The organism is Rhodanobacter sp. MP1X3 (assembly GCF_014207165.1).
Lineage (GTDB): Bacteria > Pseudomonadota > Gammaproteobacteria > Xanthomonadales > Rhodanobacteraceae > Rhodanobacter.
The window spans coordinates 337749-352692 of record NZ_JACHCO010000004.1; the positions used below are offsets into that span (position 1 = coordinate 337749).

Sequence of the window (14944 nt, forward strand, 5' to 3'; positions counted from 1 at the left end):
GATATCGACAGCGGAAAGTTTTGACACCGATGGCGTCCAGCTGCAACAGCAATTGCCGGAAAACCGAGTTGCCGAGGTGCAGGCGCGCATCGTCGACATCAGCCACGAGCGAAGCGCGGCCAGGCGACTGGATTGAATCGGCGACCAGACGCCCCACCTTCAATGGCAATGCCCACGTTCGGTACAAGGTTTCGCTGCTTGGCGAGAGCGGGCCGCGCACCATCGATCCACTCTGCGAGAACTCATGAGCGATTCCGCCAACGACAAACCCCGCTCCGTTCGCCAAATCGGCGCATTGCGCCTGCTCTGGCCATTCCTCAAACCGCATCGCGCACTGGCGATCGGCTGGCTGGTGTTTCTGGGGTTGTCTTCAGGTGCAACGCTGGTATTGCCGATGGCACTGCGGCAGATGATCGATCGGGGTTTCGGCAACTCAAGCATGGTCGTCATCAATGCCACTTTCCTTGGCTTGTTCGGCGTGTCCCTCGTGCTGGCCGTGGCCACTGCAGCGCGTTATTTCTGCATCGCTCTGCTCGGCGAGCGGGCGCTGGCTTCGCTACGCGAGAAACTCTACACCCATGTCATCCGACTGGACGTCGGCTTTTTTGAGCGCAGCCGCGTCGGCGAACTGATCTCGCGATTGGGTACAGATACTGAAGTAGTGCAAGCACTGATCGGTTCGGGTATCTCGGTGTCTTTACGCAGCGCTGTCATGCTGGTGGGCTGCATCGTCGCGATGACATGGACCAGTCCGAAGCTTGCCGGCCTTACGGCCTTGGTTATTCCCGCGGTGATGCTGCCGATACTTATCTTCGGCCGGCGAGTGCAAAAGCTCTCACGTGCCAGCCAGGACCGTCTCGCTGATGCCGCCGCCATTGCCAATGAAACGCTCAACGCCGCACCAGCGGTAAAAGCGTATTCACGTGAGGACATCGAGAGTGAGCGCTACGGCAGCGCGATTCGGCGCGCGCTGAGCACTGCACGCGAGCGCATCGGGATGCGTTCATTACTCACCGCCGCGGTGATTGTGTTGATATTTGGCGCGATCACTTTGGTACTTTGGGTCGGCGCGCGCGAAGTGATGGCTAAAACACTCGATCCCGGTGTGCTCGGCCAATTTGTGGTCTACGCGATTTTAGCCGCCGGCTCAGTCGCAGGTCTTAGCGAGGTCTGGGGCGACGTGCTGCGCGCCGCCGGCGCCATGGGAAGGATCGGTGAGCTGTTCAATGAAAAAGCAGACGTCGCCAGCCCGGCACAACCGATCAACCTGCCCCACCCGATTCGCGCCGCGTTGCGGTTCGAGCATGTGGCATTCAACTACCCCACGCGCCCCGATGCCCCTGCGCTGTACGACTTTGATCTGACCATCCAACCAGGCGAAACAGTGGCGCTGGTCGGCCCGTCCGGCGCCGGCAAGAGCACCGTGCTGGCGCTGCTGCTGCGTTTCTACGATCCGCAGTCCGGCCGCATCACGCTGGACGGCATAGACCTGCGCCAGCTGGCGCTACCAGAGCTGCGCGGCGCTATCGCATTAGTGCCGCAGGAAACGGTGATTTTCGGCGGCAGTGCCGCGGACAACATCCGCTTCGGCCGCCAGACGGCCAGTGATACCGAGGTGCGCGAAGCAGCCCGTGCAGCTGAAGCGCATGAGTTCATCAGCGCGATCGGCGATGGCTACGATGCCGCCTTGGGCGAACGCGGTGTGCGCCTGTCCGGCGGACAGCGCCAGCGCATTGCGATCGCCCGCGCCATCCTGCGCGACGCACCGCTGCTGCTGCTGGACGAGGCGACCTCGGCACTCGATGCGCAATCCGAGGCGGCTATCCAGCAGGCACTGGAGCGGCTGGAAAAAGGCCGCACCACCCTAGTCATCGCCCATCGCCTTGCTACCGTCAAACGCGCCGACCGCATCGTGGTGATGGACGGCGGCCGCATCGTGGCGCAAGGCACGCACGAAAATCTGCTCGCCGAAGGCGGGTTGTACGCTGAGCTGGCGCGACTGCAGTTTGTGGCCTGAGGGACGTCGAAAAGCCCGGTCTTGAAATCATGACTAAGTCATGATCAAAAAAGGGGGCGGTTTATTTATCACCGCCCCTCCTGCCTTGAAATGAACCCGACCCATTTCATAGCCGTGACTTCCGGCAGTGTCAGGCGGGTCACATCCCCTCCAACATGCTCGATTTATACGGGGAGATAGTCATGGAGAGACTTTATATGCGCCGGTTACTGGTATCGGGTATTGCGCTGGCATTGGCTGGCACCAGCCTTGGCGGCATGGCGACTCCAACGACGACGGCCAACGCGCTGGCGCCAACCCAGCTGCCGCGCGGCGTGGTGCCAAGCCATTATGACGTGTCCATCGTACCGCATGCGGCTTCGATGAACTTCGATGGCCAGGTCACCATCACCGTCGATGTGCAGAAGCCGACGTCCAGCATTAGCCTCAATGCCATCGACATGGCGTTCTCCAAGGCGACTCTGAGCTCGGTCGACGACAAGCCGCTGGCCACACCGAAGGTAACGGTGGATGCCCAGACGCAGACGGCGACTTTTACCTTCGCCAAGCCGGTAGCCTCGGGCAGCTACAAGCTGGCGATGACTTACACCGGCAAAATCGGCACCCAGGCCAACGGCCTGTTCGCGCTGGACTACGACACCAAGGCCGGCAAGCAGCGCGCGCTGTACACGCAGTTCGAGAACTCCGATGCGCGCCGCTTCATTCCGTCGTGGGATGAGCCGGCCTACAAGGCCACCTTCAACCTCGATGTGACTGTGCCGTCCGATGAGATGGCAGTGAGCAATATGCCCGCTGCATCGACGACCAAGCTGGCCAACGGCATGAGCCGCGTGACTTTCCAGCCGTCACCGAAGATGTCCACCTACCTGCTGTTCTTCGGTCTTGGCCAGTTTGATCGCGCAACCACTTCCTCTGACGGCACCGAGATCGGCGTGATCGCGCAGAAAGGTTCCGTCGGCCAGGCCGACTTCGCGCTCAAGTCAGCCAAGGACGTGCTGCACGAATATAACCAGTATTTCGGCGTGCCGTTTCCGTTACCCAAGCTGGATAACATCGCCGCACCGGGCCAAAGCCAGTTCTTCAGCGCGATGGAAAACTGGGGCGCCATTTTCACCTTCGAGTACAGCCTGTTGCTGGATCCGGCCATTGCTACGCAGTCGGACAAACAGGAAGTATTCAACACCGCCGCGCACGAAATGGCGCACCAGTGGTTTGGTGATCTGGTGACCATGCGCTGGTGGGACGACCTTTGGCTCAACGAGGGCTTTGCCTCGTGGATGGCCAGCCGCACCACCGAAAAGCTGCATCCGGAATGGAACACCAAGCTTTACGCCGTCGGCGTGCGCGAAGGCGCAATGGCGCGCGACGCGATCGCCACTACGCATCCCATCGTGCAGCACATTGCAACGGTTGAGCAGGCCAGCCAGGCCTTCGACACCATCACCTATTCCAAGGGTGAAGCCGTCATCACCATGCTCGAGGGCTACGTGGGCGAAGACGTCTGGCGCACCGGCGTGCAGCGCTATATCAAGGCTCACGCCTATGGAAACACGGTATCCGATGACCTGTGGAGAGCCATTGATGCCACCGGCGACAAGCCGATCACCGCCATTGCGCACGACTTCACCCTGCAGCCGGGCATTCCGCTGATCACCGTCGATGCTGAGAGCTGCCAGGACGGCGACACCACCTTATCCCTGAGCCAGGGCGAATTCACCCGCGACCGCCCCGACAAGAAGCCCCTGCGCTGGCATGTCCCGGTGATCGCCCAGTCCATCGGCGGCACCCCGGTGACGACCTTGGTGGTCGACGGTCACGGCAACCTCAAAGTGCCCGGCTGTGGTCCGGTGGTGGTCAATGCCGGCCAAAGCGGTTACTACCGCACGCTCTATTCACCGACGGCGTTCAGTGCATTGAGCCAGTCCTTCACCCAGCTGCCTGAGATCGACGAGCTAGGCTTGATGAGCGACACCTGGGCGCTGGGCATGGCAGGTCTGCAGCCAGCCTCCGACGTACTTGATCTCGCCCAACGCGTGCCCGCTGATGCCAGCCCGGAAATGTGGGAAGAAGTCGCTGGCGTGTTGTCGGGACTGGATAACTACTACAAGGGCGACGACGCGCGTCAGGCCGTGTTGCGCGAGTTCGCCATTGCACGCCTGTCGCCTGAGTTTGCCCGTGTCGGTTGGACGCCGACCACCGGTGAAAGCGGTCCAACCAAAATTCTGCGCACCGAACTCATCGATACGCTGTCACAACTCGGCGACAACGACGTGATCGCCAAGGCACGTGACTACTACGCCCATCCGGACACCATGTCGGCGGAGCTGCGCAAGTCCATCCTCTACGTTGTGGCCAGTCACGCCGATGCCACCACCTGGGACAAGCTGCGCGCCCAGGCCAAGGCCGAGACCACGCCGCTGATCAAGGACGAACTCTACAGTCTGCTATCGACCAGCGAGGACGAAACCCTGGCCAAGCGCGCCCTGGATCTCGCCCTCACGCCCGAACCTGGCGCCACCACCAGCGCAGGGATGATCTCCGGCGTCTCACGCCGCCACCCGGACCTGGCCTTTGACTTCGCTGTGGCCCATCGCACCCAGGTCGACAAGCTAGTCGACTCCACCTCCAGCAGCCGCTACTACCCGGGCCTGGGCGGCGCATCGATCGATCCAGCGATGATCGGCAAGATCGAGGCGTATGCAAAAGCACACATCGCTATCGGCTCGCGCCGCGTCGCCGACACCGTCGTCGCCGGCATCCGCTATCGCATGATGATTCGCGAAAAGCGCCTACCGGCTATCGATGCATGGTTGAAGAAAAACGGCGGGTGATGTTGCTGTAGCAAGAACAAAAAAGCCCCGCAATGCGGGGCTTTTTTATGTCGCACGGTCGCTAAACGGTAGTTGGTGCACAAGACTTAATGCACTCACGTCGTTAACCTTTAGGCATACCAAGCACGCTAACTCATAGATAAGCAAGTCCGGCTTGCCGGAGAAATACTCCGAAAGCAGGACCGGATGAAAGGCCTTCGCGGGCAACCGAGTTAAAACTTGCTAAGGAGGCCGATGCCATGGCGCCTATGGCCCGCATGTCCTCTTGCGCTAACCGGCGGTGTGAAACAGCAGCACTGGCAACGACCTCGCTGACCAACAATCAGCACCAGTGGCGATGGCAGCTGATCCGACTCGAAATTGCATGAGTCATTTCAATTTTGATGCCCACGAACGTCATGGAGAGATCACAGCAGGCACGCGGGTCGAACGAATTGAACGAGCTGAACAACCAATCTGGAGTCAAGAACACCGATACCGATATCTCTTTACGACCCGAAGGTGCGCCCACATGGGCATGTGGGGATGTAGGAATGGCTATCAAGCTCTTATGGTTCGGATTGCCACTTATTCATGGCGTAACTGCTGTGTTCGTCTCGCAGCTACTTTGATTGACGTGGTATCTGCCTCTGACGATGCATTAGCAAACTGAACGCGCGCTGGGTTGACGGAGATTCATTTAAAGGGTGTCGATGCAACCATTAACGCGAGCGCCCATGCCAAGGTGATCGCGAGTAAACGAATTCCTTTCATTGCGCCTATCCTTTTACAGATGCTCCAATGATGCCGGATGTGTTCACCAGAATATCGGCGCGCATGAAATCAGCGGCTAATTATTTCACGGCGAAACGGCGTCTTCAGACTGCGGACGCCCTGCTGCTGCGCGCTTCAAACGCGCTGCCCAGCGCCGCCACGATGGTGCGTATCTGCTCGACATCGCTGCGCCACTCACCGTCCTGCATGTCGGTCAGCAACGGCGGTTGCCATTGCATGGCGGAGGGGTGCTGGCATTTAGCCGACGCATGAAATTCGCGGGCACCGGTGACGGCCAGCAGCTCGCCGATATTCCGGGCACTCACCCCAGCGCCCGGCATCACGGCAATGCGAGCAGCCGATAACTCGACCAGTTGACGAATCAGCGCCGCTCCCTCGATCGCACTGGCCTGTGCGCCCGAAGTCAGTACACGCTCGCAGCCGAGTGCGATCACGTCCTCCAATGCCGATAGCGGATCGCGTGTGAGGTCGAACGCCCGATGGAAGGTCACGCCCAAGTCGCCCGCTGCTGAAATCAGCGAACGACAGCGCGGCATGTCGACTTGACCGTCAGCATCCAGCACACCGAGTACGACCCCATCGCAACCTGCCTCGACGCATGCTTCGATGTCACGCAACATGGTTTCGCATTCAAGGTCGCTGTAGAGAAAATCGCCAGCACGCGGGCGGATCAGCACATATAGCGGGATCGTGAGCTGTTCGCGTGCCAATGTAATCTGTGCCGACGATGGCGTAAGGCCGCCCAGCTCCAGCGCCGTGCAAAGCTCAATGCGCCCTGCTCCACCCTCCTGCGCTGCCAGCGCGGAGGCGACGGAGTTTGCGGCGATCTCCAGTATCATGAATTGCTCGTCGCGTAGACGCTTTGCGAGGGGATCAGGCCGTCCTGCTTCTTGGCATCGCACACGGCGTAGGAGAAGCCGTGCTGGATTGCCCAGGCGCCGACCTCGCCATGCTTGTTCATGGCCAGGAAGCCCACCTGCAGATCCTTCGCCGCAGTCGGCCGACGGTGGATGATGCGCATCACTGCCTCGCGGCAGGCGTCCTGCGGCGAGCGTCCCTGACGCATCAGTTCAACGACGAGGAAACTGCCAGCGTTGCGAATCACTTCCTCGCCGACGCCGGTGGAGGTCGCTGCGCCGACCTCACCATCCACGTACAGGCCGGCGCCGATGATCGGACTGTCGCCGACGCGGCCGCGCAGTTTCCATGCCATGCCACTGGTGGTGCAGGCACCCGCCAGCCGGCCCTGCGCGTCGATGGCGAGCATGCCGATGGTGTCGTGGTTACCGGCGCCGCCGGGCATGCCCGTTTTGCTGTTATTACCGGTGCGGCCGTAGTCCTGCACCTCGCTGTTGATCGATGGTTTGTAACGCGCCGTCTTCAGCCATTCGTGCCAGGCCTTTTCGGATTCCGGTGTCAGCAGCTCCTGCTTCTTGAAACCCTGCTCCAGCGCAAACTGCAGCGCGCCCTCACCGACCAGCAGCACATGCGGCGTGCGTTCCATCACCATCCGCGCCACGCAAATGGGGTGTTCGATATGTTCGATCGCGGCGACTGCCCCACAGTTGCCATCGGCATCCATGATGCTCGCATCGAGAGTGACGTGGCCATCGCGATCCGGATAGCCGGCCTTGCCGACGCTGTGGTTCTTCAGATCGGATTCCGGCACCTGCACCCCAGTTTCGACCGCATCCAGCGCATGACCGCCCTTGCCAAGCACTGTCCATGCCACCTGATTCGCCGCCACACCGAAATCCCAGGTCGACACCACGCGTGCGCCGGAAAACGGCTGTGCTGCAGCGGCCTGGTTCGCCGCCAGCTTACTGCCCCACGCAAGCGCCGAAGCCGTAGCGCCAAGCAACGACGCCTTCAGGAAGTTTCTGCGATTGGTCATGCAAGGCTCCATCAGCGGAAAATAAAAAACCCCGCGCAGTGTGCGGGGTTCTTTTATGCGTCACAACACAAGCGTCAGATCAGGCTGCCGCCTCGACAGCAGAAGCCTGGGCACCCTTCGGACCTTGGGTCACTTCGAACTGCACGCGTTGGCCTTCCTGAAGGCTGCGAAAGCCCTTGGTATTGATGGCCGAAAAATGGACGAAAACGTCATCCCCACCGTCCTCAGGCGCGATGAAACCGAAACCTTTGGCGTCGTTAAACCACTTGACCGTACCGAAACGCATTGCGTGAACCTCTGGATCATGGATTGGGTGCGCCAGGTGCGCGCTGAACCACCATATCTCCCCTGGTTCGCCGCCCCGACATGGCGAAAAATATCAACATGACCGGCATCAGCGCAATATCTGGAGACTAGGAAAATACCCTAGGTCGTGACGGCACCCTCAGTTTGCAGCAGCGCTGCGAGGATGCGCGGCACCTCCGCCGTGGCAGCAGCCAGATGTGCAAAGATTTCATCGATACTGATTTCCGCCTCGTCACCGCATCCAGCCGCAAAGTTGGCCACCAGTGCCAGGCACGCGTACTCAAGCGACAGCTCGCGTGCCAGTGATGCCTCTGGCATGCCGGTCATGCCCACCAGATCGCAGCCGTCACGCTTCATGCGGGCGATCTCGGCACGAGTTTCCAGCCGTGGTCCTTGCGTGGCGCCGTAGCAGCCGCCGGCGATCACCGCGATACCGGCCTTGCCGGCCGCTGCCAGCAAAGTCTGACGCAGCGACTCCGTATACGACTCACTGAAATCGATGTGCTTCACCTCAGCGCCCTCGACATCGCAGAAGCTGGTGTAACGCCCGTGCGTGTAATCGATGATCTGGTCAGGCACCACGATCACGCGCGGACCCATGTCCGCACGGATGCCACCCACCGCGTTCACGCCAATGACCTGACGCGCGCCGAGGCTGTGCAATGCCCACAGGTTGGCACGGTAATTCACCCGATGCGGCGGCAGACTGTGGCTCTCGCCGTGACGCGCAAGAAACGCGACACGCTTGCCGGCGAAATCGCCGATCACCACGTCACCCGACGCCGGACCATAAGGCGTGTCCACCGAATGGCGCTCGGTGTTTTCCAGACCCGGAAAGTTGTACAAGCCACTGCCGCCGATAACAGCGAGATCCATTGCGCTCATGCTTAGCCCTCCTTCAATGCATAGATGGCCGACAAGTTGCGCCCCTGCTCGTGGTAATCCATGCCGAAACCGAAAACGTAGCGATCGGGCAATTCGATGCCGTGGAAGTCCGCGGTGATGCCTTCAACCAGGCGATCGTGCCGCTTGGTGCAGAGGCTGACGATAAGCACGCGTTTGGCGCCCCGCTGGTAACAGTCGTCACGCACGGCCTTCAGCGTATGGCCTTCGTCAAGAATGTCGTCGACCAGCAACACCACGCGATCGACCAGCGATACCTGCGGCTCGCGCAGCCAGTGCAGCTCGCTGCCGGTGGTTTCACCGCGGTAGCGAGTCGCGTGCACGTAGTCGAATTCGAGATCGGTGCGGATAGCTAACGCCAGCTGCCCAGCGAAGATCAGAGCCCCATGCATGACAGTGAGAAACACGGCACGTTCGCCATTCAAGGCGACATCGATCCGATGCCCCATCTCGGCGATGACAGCGTCGATCTCGCTGCGGTCGTGCAGCAGATCGGCGCCGACCAGTGCATCAGCAAGCGAAGGTGTGGGCGTATTCATGCATTTCCCCGATCGGCGTTCAACGCCGTGATGCGCGCGACGAAACGATCGCGCTGCGGATTGTTGAGAAGGCCAGCCCAGCTGGCGCCGATGGCACCGCGCAGGGCCGCGAGCTGTGGCGGCATCGATGCAGCGGCCGCGGGTAAGGTTATTTGGTTCTGCACGGCGGCAATTGCCTGCTCAACCACATGGGGGAAACAGGCCAGCACCAGGTCGCAGCCGGCATCCAGATGGGCTTGCACCCGCTCACCCACGCTGCCAGCCGCACCGGCAGCCGCCATGCTGATGTCGTCGCTGATCACCGCGCCGGCAAAACCCAGCTCGCCGCGCAGAATCTGCTCGATCCATACGCGCGAATAGCCGGCAGGCGGTGCATCCACCGCTGGATAGGTGACGTGGGCCATCATCACCGCCTCGACTTTCGCCTCGATGCATTCGGCGAACGGCAACAGATCGTCGCGACGAATCGTATCCAGGTCCCGCGGATCGATCGCTTGCGCCTTGTGCGTATCGGCGGCGACCGAGCCGTGTCCGGGGAAGTGCTTGAGCACCGCCGCCATGCCGCCCAAATGCATGCCGCGCACATAGGCCTCTGCCAATTCGGCGGTAACCACCGGATCGGTGTGGAACGCACGCAGGCCGATTGCGGCGTTGCCGCGCGCCAGGTCGACCACCGGTGCAAAACTGAAATCCACGCCGCTGGCACGCAACTCGCTGGCCATCACCCAGGCGTGTTCCTCGGCCAGTCGTACCGCCTCCACGGGATTGCGATCGTAGACCTCGCCAATACTCGCCAGCGCGGGCAAGCGGGTGAAGCCGTCGCGGAAGCGCTGCACCGGGCCACCCTCCTGATCGACCGCGATCAATAACTCGTCACCGCCTGTCTCACGGATCGCATCGCAGAGCGCCACCAGCTGTTCGCGACTGGCATAGTTGCGGGCAAACAGCAGCACCCCAACAACGCCCCTCGCCTTCAGCCAGGGCTTTTCGTGTTCGGCCAGCTCCAGGCCAGCAACACCAATCATCAGCATGCGGCGTCCTCGGCAGCACGTTCGACCGGTGACCACTGCCGGTAGGGATGGGCAATCAGATTGACGTTGTAGTAGCGCTTTAGCGCGCTCACTTCCGCACCGAGCCATACCGGATGCGGAAATGACGCGTCGACGGCCGGCAGCTCAATCTCGGCGACGACAAGGCCTTCGTTCTCACCGAGAAATTCATCGACCTCGAACAATGCATTGCCGACGTGTACGTGGTGCCGGATCTTTTCCAGTACGCCATCGCACAACGTGGCCAGCAATGCCTGCGCATCGGCCAGCGGGATGGCGTACTCGAACTCCGCCCGCTCGATGCCCGCGACGGCAGCCTTGATGTTCAACCAGGCCTTGTCACCGGCGACGCGTGCACGCACCGATGAACGCGCCGAGCCGTCGCGCAAGGCCTGCGCACCGATCAAGTAACCCTGCGCGATCGTCTCGCTGCACGAGATGCCAGCACGCCAGCTGTCGTCGCGCAGGAGGAATTTTCGTTCGATTTCTACTCCCACCCTCTACCTCTCAAACAGCGCAATGGATTCGACGTGCGAGGTGTGCGGAAACATGTCCATCACGCCGGCGGACTTCAAGGTGAAACCATGCTGGTTCACCAGGATGCCGGCATCTCGCGCCAGTGACGCAGGATGACAGGACACGTAGACGATGCGTCGAGTCTGCTTGTGTGGCAGGTATTCCAGCACCTTGTCGGCGCCCGCGCGTGGCGGATCGAGCAGCATTTTGTCCCAGGGCTGACGCGCCCAGTCGGCGCTGCGCTGATCCTCGAACAGGTTGGCCACTTGGAAGCGCGCGTTGCCGATGCCATTGCGCGCGGCGTTCTCCGCCGCCCGTTCGACCAGCCCGTGCTCGCCTTCCACGCCGACCACTTCCCCCACGCGACGGGCAATCGGCAGGGTGAAATTCCCCAAGCCACAGAACAAGTCGAGCACGCGATCAGTCGGCTGCGGATCGAGCAGTTCCATCGTGCGCGCCATCATCCGCACGTTCATGCCGGCATTGACCTGGACGAAATCGAGCGGCTGGAATTCCAGCTCCACGTCATCGATCTGCGTATCGCCGCTGGGAATGCGGAAGGCCAAGCGCGGGTTTTCCGGCCACAACGGATGCACGCTACTGTTGCCGCCGGGTTGAAGATAGATGGCCAGATCATGCTGCTGGCCAAACGCGGTGAGCGCGGCGAGGTCCGAAGCACCGAGCGGCTGCATATGCCGAAACACCAGCGCCATGGTGTCGTCGCCGGCAGCGAATTCGATCTGCGGAATATCGCTGGCCGCGTCCATACCGTTCAGCAAGTCGGCAAGCAGGCCGATCTTCGGGCCAAGCGCCGGATGCATCACTTCGCATTGTTGGATATCAGCGACGAAGCGCGGGTTTTCCTCTTCGCGAAAGCCGACCAGCACGCGGCCCTTCTTCACCACGTTGCGCACCGAGAGCCGGCCCTTGCGGCGGTAGCCCCATGACTGGTCGGTCAGCGGCGGCAGCCACACTTGTGGCGTGACCTTGCCGATGCGCTCGAAATTCTCGGTCAGCACGCGCTGCTTGGTCGCGATCTGCGAGTCGGCGTCCAGATGCTGCAGCGAGCAGCCGCTGCATTCGCCAAAGTGCCGGCAGCGCGGCTCCACCCGATGCGGCGAGCGGGTGATCAGCTCGACTACTTCGGCCTCATCGAAATGGCGATGGCGCTTGTGCAGGCGCAACACCACGTGTTCGTCCAGCAGCGCACCGCTGACAAAGACCGCCTTGCCATCTACCCGCGTCACGCCACGACCGTCGTGGCTTAGGTCGGTGATCACAGCTTCAAACGGCGTCGCTGGCACAGAGTTGGATCGGGACATAGGCAGTCAATCTAAGCAGTGAATCGGACGTATCGATGGATGGATGACACGGTAACCGCCGATTATCACAGATCGATTGCGCCACCGTGCACCGGCATACACTTACCCGATTACTTCTGCTGCCAGGCACCAGCGTCATTCTGGACGTACCAACCAGCTTTGGCGCGGTCGATCCAGCCCTTGGCGAAAGTCGCCTGGATCTGTGACTCCCATTCCGGATGATTGTTGGCGTTGGCCACTTCGCGATACAGCGCGCTGCGGTCGCGGTTCTCGTCGGCTACGGTGGCATTGGCCTGCGCGCGCTGGCTCAGTGGCACCTTGGCGGCATCACGCATCACCACCATGCCGTCCCGGGTGAAGCCCACGGCACCGCTATCGAGCAAGGCACCAAGCGCCCCCTGGAAGCGATCGCGCATGCGGCCACTGATTGCTTCAGTGGCCGCCGTCTGGATACGGATATTGGGTACATCGGCAGCAGCAGCGGTGGGAATCAACAGATCAAGCAGCATCGCCGATGGATGCTGGCCGCCGCTTTCCGTTGCCTGCGATGGATCCTTCGGCACAGGCTTCGCCGGGCTGGCGCTGTCGATCACGTTGCCGATGAATTGATCCGCCGCTTTCTGCGCCGCTGCCTCGGGGAAATACACGTTGATGGTGACACAGCCGACCAGTGCGATGGCGAGCGTAACCAGTAGTCCGAGGACGAGCTTGCGCATTTGGAACTCCAACAATGGGATAGCAAATAGTCAATGCAAAACCGGTCAGCGCACCTGCGGAGTCGCGCCGTTCATGGCCGCCTGCAACCTGTCCACCAGCGTCGGCCAATCGACCTGGGCCTGGTGGCCGATCACCTGCAAACGCGGCAGGCCGCTGCCTTCGAGAATAGTGTAGCTGTCGGCACCGGACTCCAGCCCGCCCATCTGGCAGACCGAGGCTTGCAAGGTGCAGCTGAGCCCGATGCGCTTGTAGCCGAAGGTCTTGAACAACTTCAGCACAGCGCCCTGCAGACCCGCCGCGATGCCGCCACCACCGACCGTAGTCAGATTGTTGACCGCACGCTGGCTGATTCGCCCACCGCTACCTGCCAACAGGCTGGCCTTGAACGCCACCGGTTTCCAGTCGACCAACTGCAGATTCTTGATCGAGCCATCCATGCGCCCCGTGATGCTGCCGAAATCGAACACGCTGGTCATGGCACCCAGATCAAGCTGGCGCAGGCTCATATCGCCACTCAATGCCGGACTTGGCCCAAACGGCTGCTGCAGCGAAAGCCGGGTGATATCGACAAAGCCGCCGAACAGACTCGCAGACAGGCCACCCTGCAATTCGATCCGATCATCGACCCAACGAAGCGAGGGAATCGCTCCCGCCAGCGTGCCGGGAAACGCCGGCCAACCCATCGCGTGACTGAAGGCACTGATGTCAATGCCAAGCAGCACCAGTGACGTGGTCAGGCGCTGGCCCTTCGCCGCTGCAGGGCGCCAGTCCAACTGACCAACCCGCAGCTGGCCTTTCAGCAACGGCACTTCCAGCGGCTTTTGCAGGCTCAGCAGACCGTCGCGACTTTGCCAGTGCGACTGCGCGGCACCGTTAGGTATCCGGTAAAACTGCAGGCTGCTCCAGCTCAGCGCGGTCGCTGGCCGATCGCCCTGCATGGCCCAATCCAGTCCACCGCGCAGACCTCTGATAGCCACGCGCCCGTTGGCGTCGGCCAGATCCAGATTATCGGTGTTGAACGCAAACGCATGCGGACCATCGGCCCCCATATCCATGCTGCCGCTCAGCTGCCCGGCACTGGTGAGATTGCGCAAACCCATGGTTGCCAGCCACGCTTCACCGTAACGCTGGTAAGCAGCGGGGAAACTGGCGTGGAAACGGTCCATATTCAGTGTTTTCAGCACACCCTTGGTATCGAAGGTCAGCGCACCCTCAAGCTGCAGCGCGTCGGGGTCATCCAGTCGCAGATGGCTAAGTGCGATCGCGCCGCTCTGCGCAGTGGCATGCAACCCAAGCGATACGGGATGACTGGGCAACTTGGCGAAGATGGGCCCGAGCAATAAGTCACCGCCGTGCAGACTGGCTTCCAGATCGATCTGTGCCGGTCCATCGGTCGTGTCGAGATCGAACTGACCATTGCCACTGAGTTGTTGCGCAGCCAGCGTTCCGCTCGGCGTATCAAAACCCGCTTCGTTGAGAGTGAACTGCCCCGACGATTGCAACCCGACGTCGCGCATGTCCAGCGCCAGCTCGGCATCCAGCCGGCCGCCAGTGGGATGCCCCGACCAGACCGTGCTGAGCAACCCTTGCAACCAGCCGACGGGCAAATTTTTCAGGCTGATCTGCACGTGGCTGAGCTGATCCAGCGGCAGCGCCGCACTGGCCTGCGCCTTGCTCTGGGTGATATCGACTTGCAGGGTATTGGCCTCTTCGCTGAGCAGCATGGTCGCGTGCGCTTTGCTCAACGCACCGCCGGGCGCGCCCACCAGTTGCACGCCGCCATCAAAGATCCAGTTCAGGTGTTCGTCGCGATGCAGGCCGCCGTCCAGGATCAGGCCCAACCGATGCCACCCCATCACGGGGATATCCGCCTGCGCCGAGTGCAGTTGCAGGTGCAGTCCACCGCTGCCGTCGTCGCCAATGCGCATCGTCACCGACTGCAACCGAACACCGGGCACGCTGATCGCCTTGGCGGTCAATGCCATGTCCGCCCACGCCGGCGCCACCCACGACAAACCGAGCAGGAGAATGCAGTACAGAAAAAGATGGCTTGATGTCGAACGCATACCGCGCCAT

The 14944-nt window shown here is 61.5% G+C and carries 12 protein-coding genes; 2 read left to right on the forward strand and 10 right to left on the reverse strand.

Annotated features, from left to right (window positions below; all coding sequences use genetic code 11):
• Positions 1 to 244 precede the first annotated feature (244 nt).
• Both HDE79_RS12995 and HDE79_RS13000 read left to right on the forward strand, forming a co-directional pair.
• Positions 245 to 2017, forward strand: a complete 1773-nt coding sequence (locus tag HDE79_RS12995) for an ABC transporter transmembrane domain-containing protein (RefSeq protein ID WP_184602397.1) — start codon at positions 245 to 247, stop codon at positions 2015 to 2017.
• Positions 2018 to 2214: 197 nt separating this feature from the next.
• Positions 2215 to 4848 (forward strand): M1 family metallopeptidase, encoded by a 2634-nt coding sequence (locus tag HDE79_RS13000; protein WP_184602554.1) that lies wholly within the window; start codon positions 2215 to 2217, stop codon positions 4846 to 4848.
• 857 nt (positions 4849 to 5705) lie between these two features.
• On the opposite strand, the gene HDE79_RS13005 is transcribed toward HDE79_RS13000, so the two are convergent.
• From HDE79_RS13005 to HDE79_RS13050, 10 genes are all read right to left on the reverse strand, one after another.
• Positions 5706 to 6461, reverse strand: a complete 756-nt coding sequence (locus HDE79_RS13005; protein WP_184602398.1) for a copper homeostasis protein CutC — start codon at positions 6459 to 6461, stop codon at positions 5706 to 5708.
• Positions 6458 to 7516 carry a N(4)-(beta-N-acetylglucosaminyl)-L-asparaginase gene (locus HDE79_RS13010; protein WP_184602399.1) on the reverse strand — a complete coding sequence of 353 codons (1059 nt, stop codon included), beginning with the start codon at positions 7514 to 7516 and terminating at the stop codon, positions 6458 to 6460. The genes HDE79_RS13005 and HDE79_RS13010 overlap by 4 nt, the downstream gene beginning before the upstream one ends.
• A 79-nt stretch (positions 7517 to 7595) precedes the next feature.
• Entirely contained in the window at positions 7596 to 7802 is a 207-nt protein-coding gene (locus HDE79_RS13015) for a cold-shock protein (protein WP_179476822.1), read from the reverse strand.
• A gap of 140 nt (positions 7803 to 7942) precedes the next feature.
• On the reverse strand, positions 7943 to 8707 hold the full coding sequence (locus HDE79_RS13020) for an S-methyl-5'-thioinosine phosphorylase (RefSeq protein ID WP_184602400.1): 765 nt from the start codon (positions 8705 to 8707) through the stop codon (positions 7943 to 7945).
• A 2-nt stretch (positions 8708 to 8709) separates the two neighbouring features.
• Complete coding sequence (locus HDE79_RS13025) at positions 8710 to 9264, reverse strand: hypoxanthine-guanine phosphoribosyltransferase (RefSeq protein ID WP_184602401.1); 555 nt, start codon at positions 9262 to 9264, stop codon at positions 8710 to 8712.
• Positions 9261 to 10295, reverse strand: a complete 1035-nt coding sequence (gene nagZ, locus HDE79_RS13030) for a beta-N-acetylhexosaminidase (RefSeq protein ID WP_184602402.1) — start codon at positions 10293 to 10295, stop codon at positions 9261 to 9263. The genes HDE79_RS13025 and nagZ overlap by 4 nt, the downstream gene beginning before the upstream one ends.
• The gene (locus tag HDE79_RS13035) at positions 10289 to 10810 is read right to left on the reverse strand and encodes a CYTH domain-containing protein (protein WP_184602403.1); all 522 of its coding nucleotides are present in this window, start codon (positions 10808 to 10810) and stop codon (positions 10289 to 10291) included. Before HDE79_RS13035 ends, nagZ begins: the two co-directional genes overlap by 7 nt.
• Positions 10811 to 10813: 3 nt before the next feature.
• Positions 10814 to 12151, reverse strand: a complete 1338-nt coding sequence (gene rlmD / locus HDE79_RS13040; protein ID WP_184602404.1) for a 23S rRNA (uracil(1939)-C(5))-methyltransferase RlmD — start codon at positions 12149 to 12151, stop codon at positions 10814 to 10816.
• A 110-nt stretch (positions 12152 to 12261) separates the two neighbouring features.
• Entirely contained in the window at positions 12262 to 12867 is a 606-nt protein-coding gene (locus HDE79_RS13045) for a YdbL family protein (RefSeq protein WP_184602405.1), read from the reverse strand.
• A gap of 45 nt (positions 12868 to 12912) precedes the next feature.
• On the reverse strand, positions 12913 to 14934 hold the full coding sequence (locus HDE79_RS13050; RefSeq protein WP_184602406.1) for a hypothetical protein: 2022 nt from the start codon (positions 14932 to 14934) through the stop codon (positions 12913 to 12915).
• Between the last annotated feature and the right edge of the window lie 10 nt (positions 14935 to 14944).

What these genes read in the sequence shown, in the direction of transcription:
- HDE79_RS12995 (WP_184602397.1), top strand. Translation starts at nt 245, where the DNA reads ATGAGCGATTCCGCCAACGACAAACCCCGCTCCGTTCGCCAAATCGGC.
- HDE79_RS13000 (WP_184602554.1), top strand. Translation starts at nt 2,215, where the DNA reads ATGCGCCGGTTACTGGTATCGGGTATTGCGCTGGCATTGGCTGGCACC.
- HDE79_RS13005 (WP_184602398.1), bottom strand. Translation starts at nt 6,461, where the DNA reads ATGATACTGGAGATCGCCGCAAACTCCGTCGCCTCCGCGCTGGCAGCG.
- HDE79_RS13010 (WP_184602399.1), bottom strand. Translation starts at nt 7,516, where the DNA reads ATGACCAATCGCAGAAACTTCCTGAAGGCGTCGTTGCTTGGCGCTACG.
- HDE79_RS13015 (WP_179476822.1), bottom strand. Translation starts at nt 7,802, where the DNA reads ATGCGTTTCGGTACGGTCAAGTGGTTTAACGACGCCAAAGGTTTCGGT.
- HDE79_RS13020 (WP_184602400.1), bottom strand. Translation starts at nt 8,707, where the DNA reads ATGAGCGCAATGGATCTCGCTGTTATCGGCGGCAGTGGCTTGTACAAC.
- HDE79_RS13025 (WP_184602401.1), bottom strand. Translation starts at nt 9,264, where the DNA reads ATGAATACGCCCACACCTTCGCTTGCTGATGCACTGGTCGGCGCCGAT.
- nagZ (WP_184602402.1), bottom strand. Translation starts at nt 10,295, where the DNA reads ATGCTGATGATTGGTGTTGCTGGCCTGGAGCTGGCCGAACACGAAAAG.
- rlmD (WP_184602404.1), bottom strand. Translation starts at nt 12,151, where the DNA reads ATGTCCCGATCCAACTCTGTGCCAGCGACGCCGTTTGAAGCTGTGATC.
- HDE79_RS13045 (WP_184602405.1), bottom strand. Translation starts at nt 12,867, where the DNA reads ATGCGCAAGCTCGTCCTCGGACTACTGGTTACGCTCGCCATCGCACTG.
- HDE79_RS13050 (WP_184602406.1), bottom strand. Translation starts at nt 14,934, where the DNA reads ATGCGTTCGACATCAAGCCATCTTTTTCTGTACTGCATTCTCCTGCTC.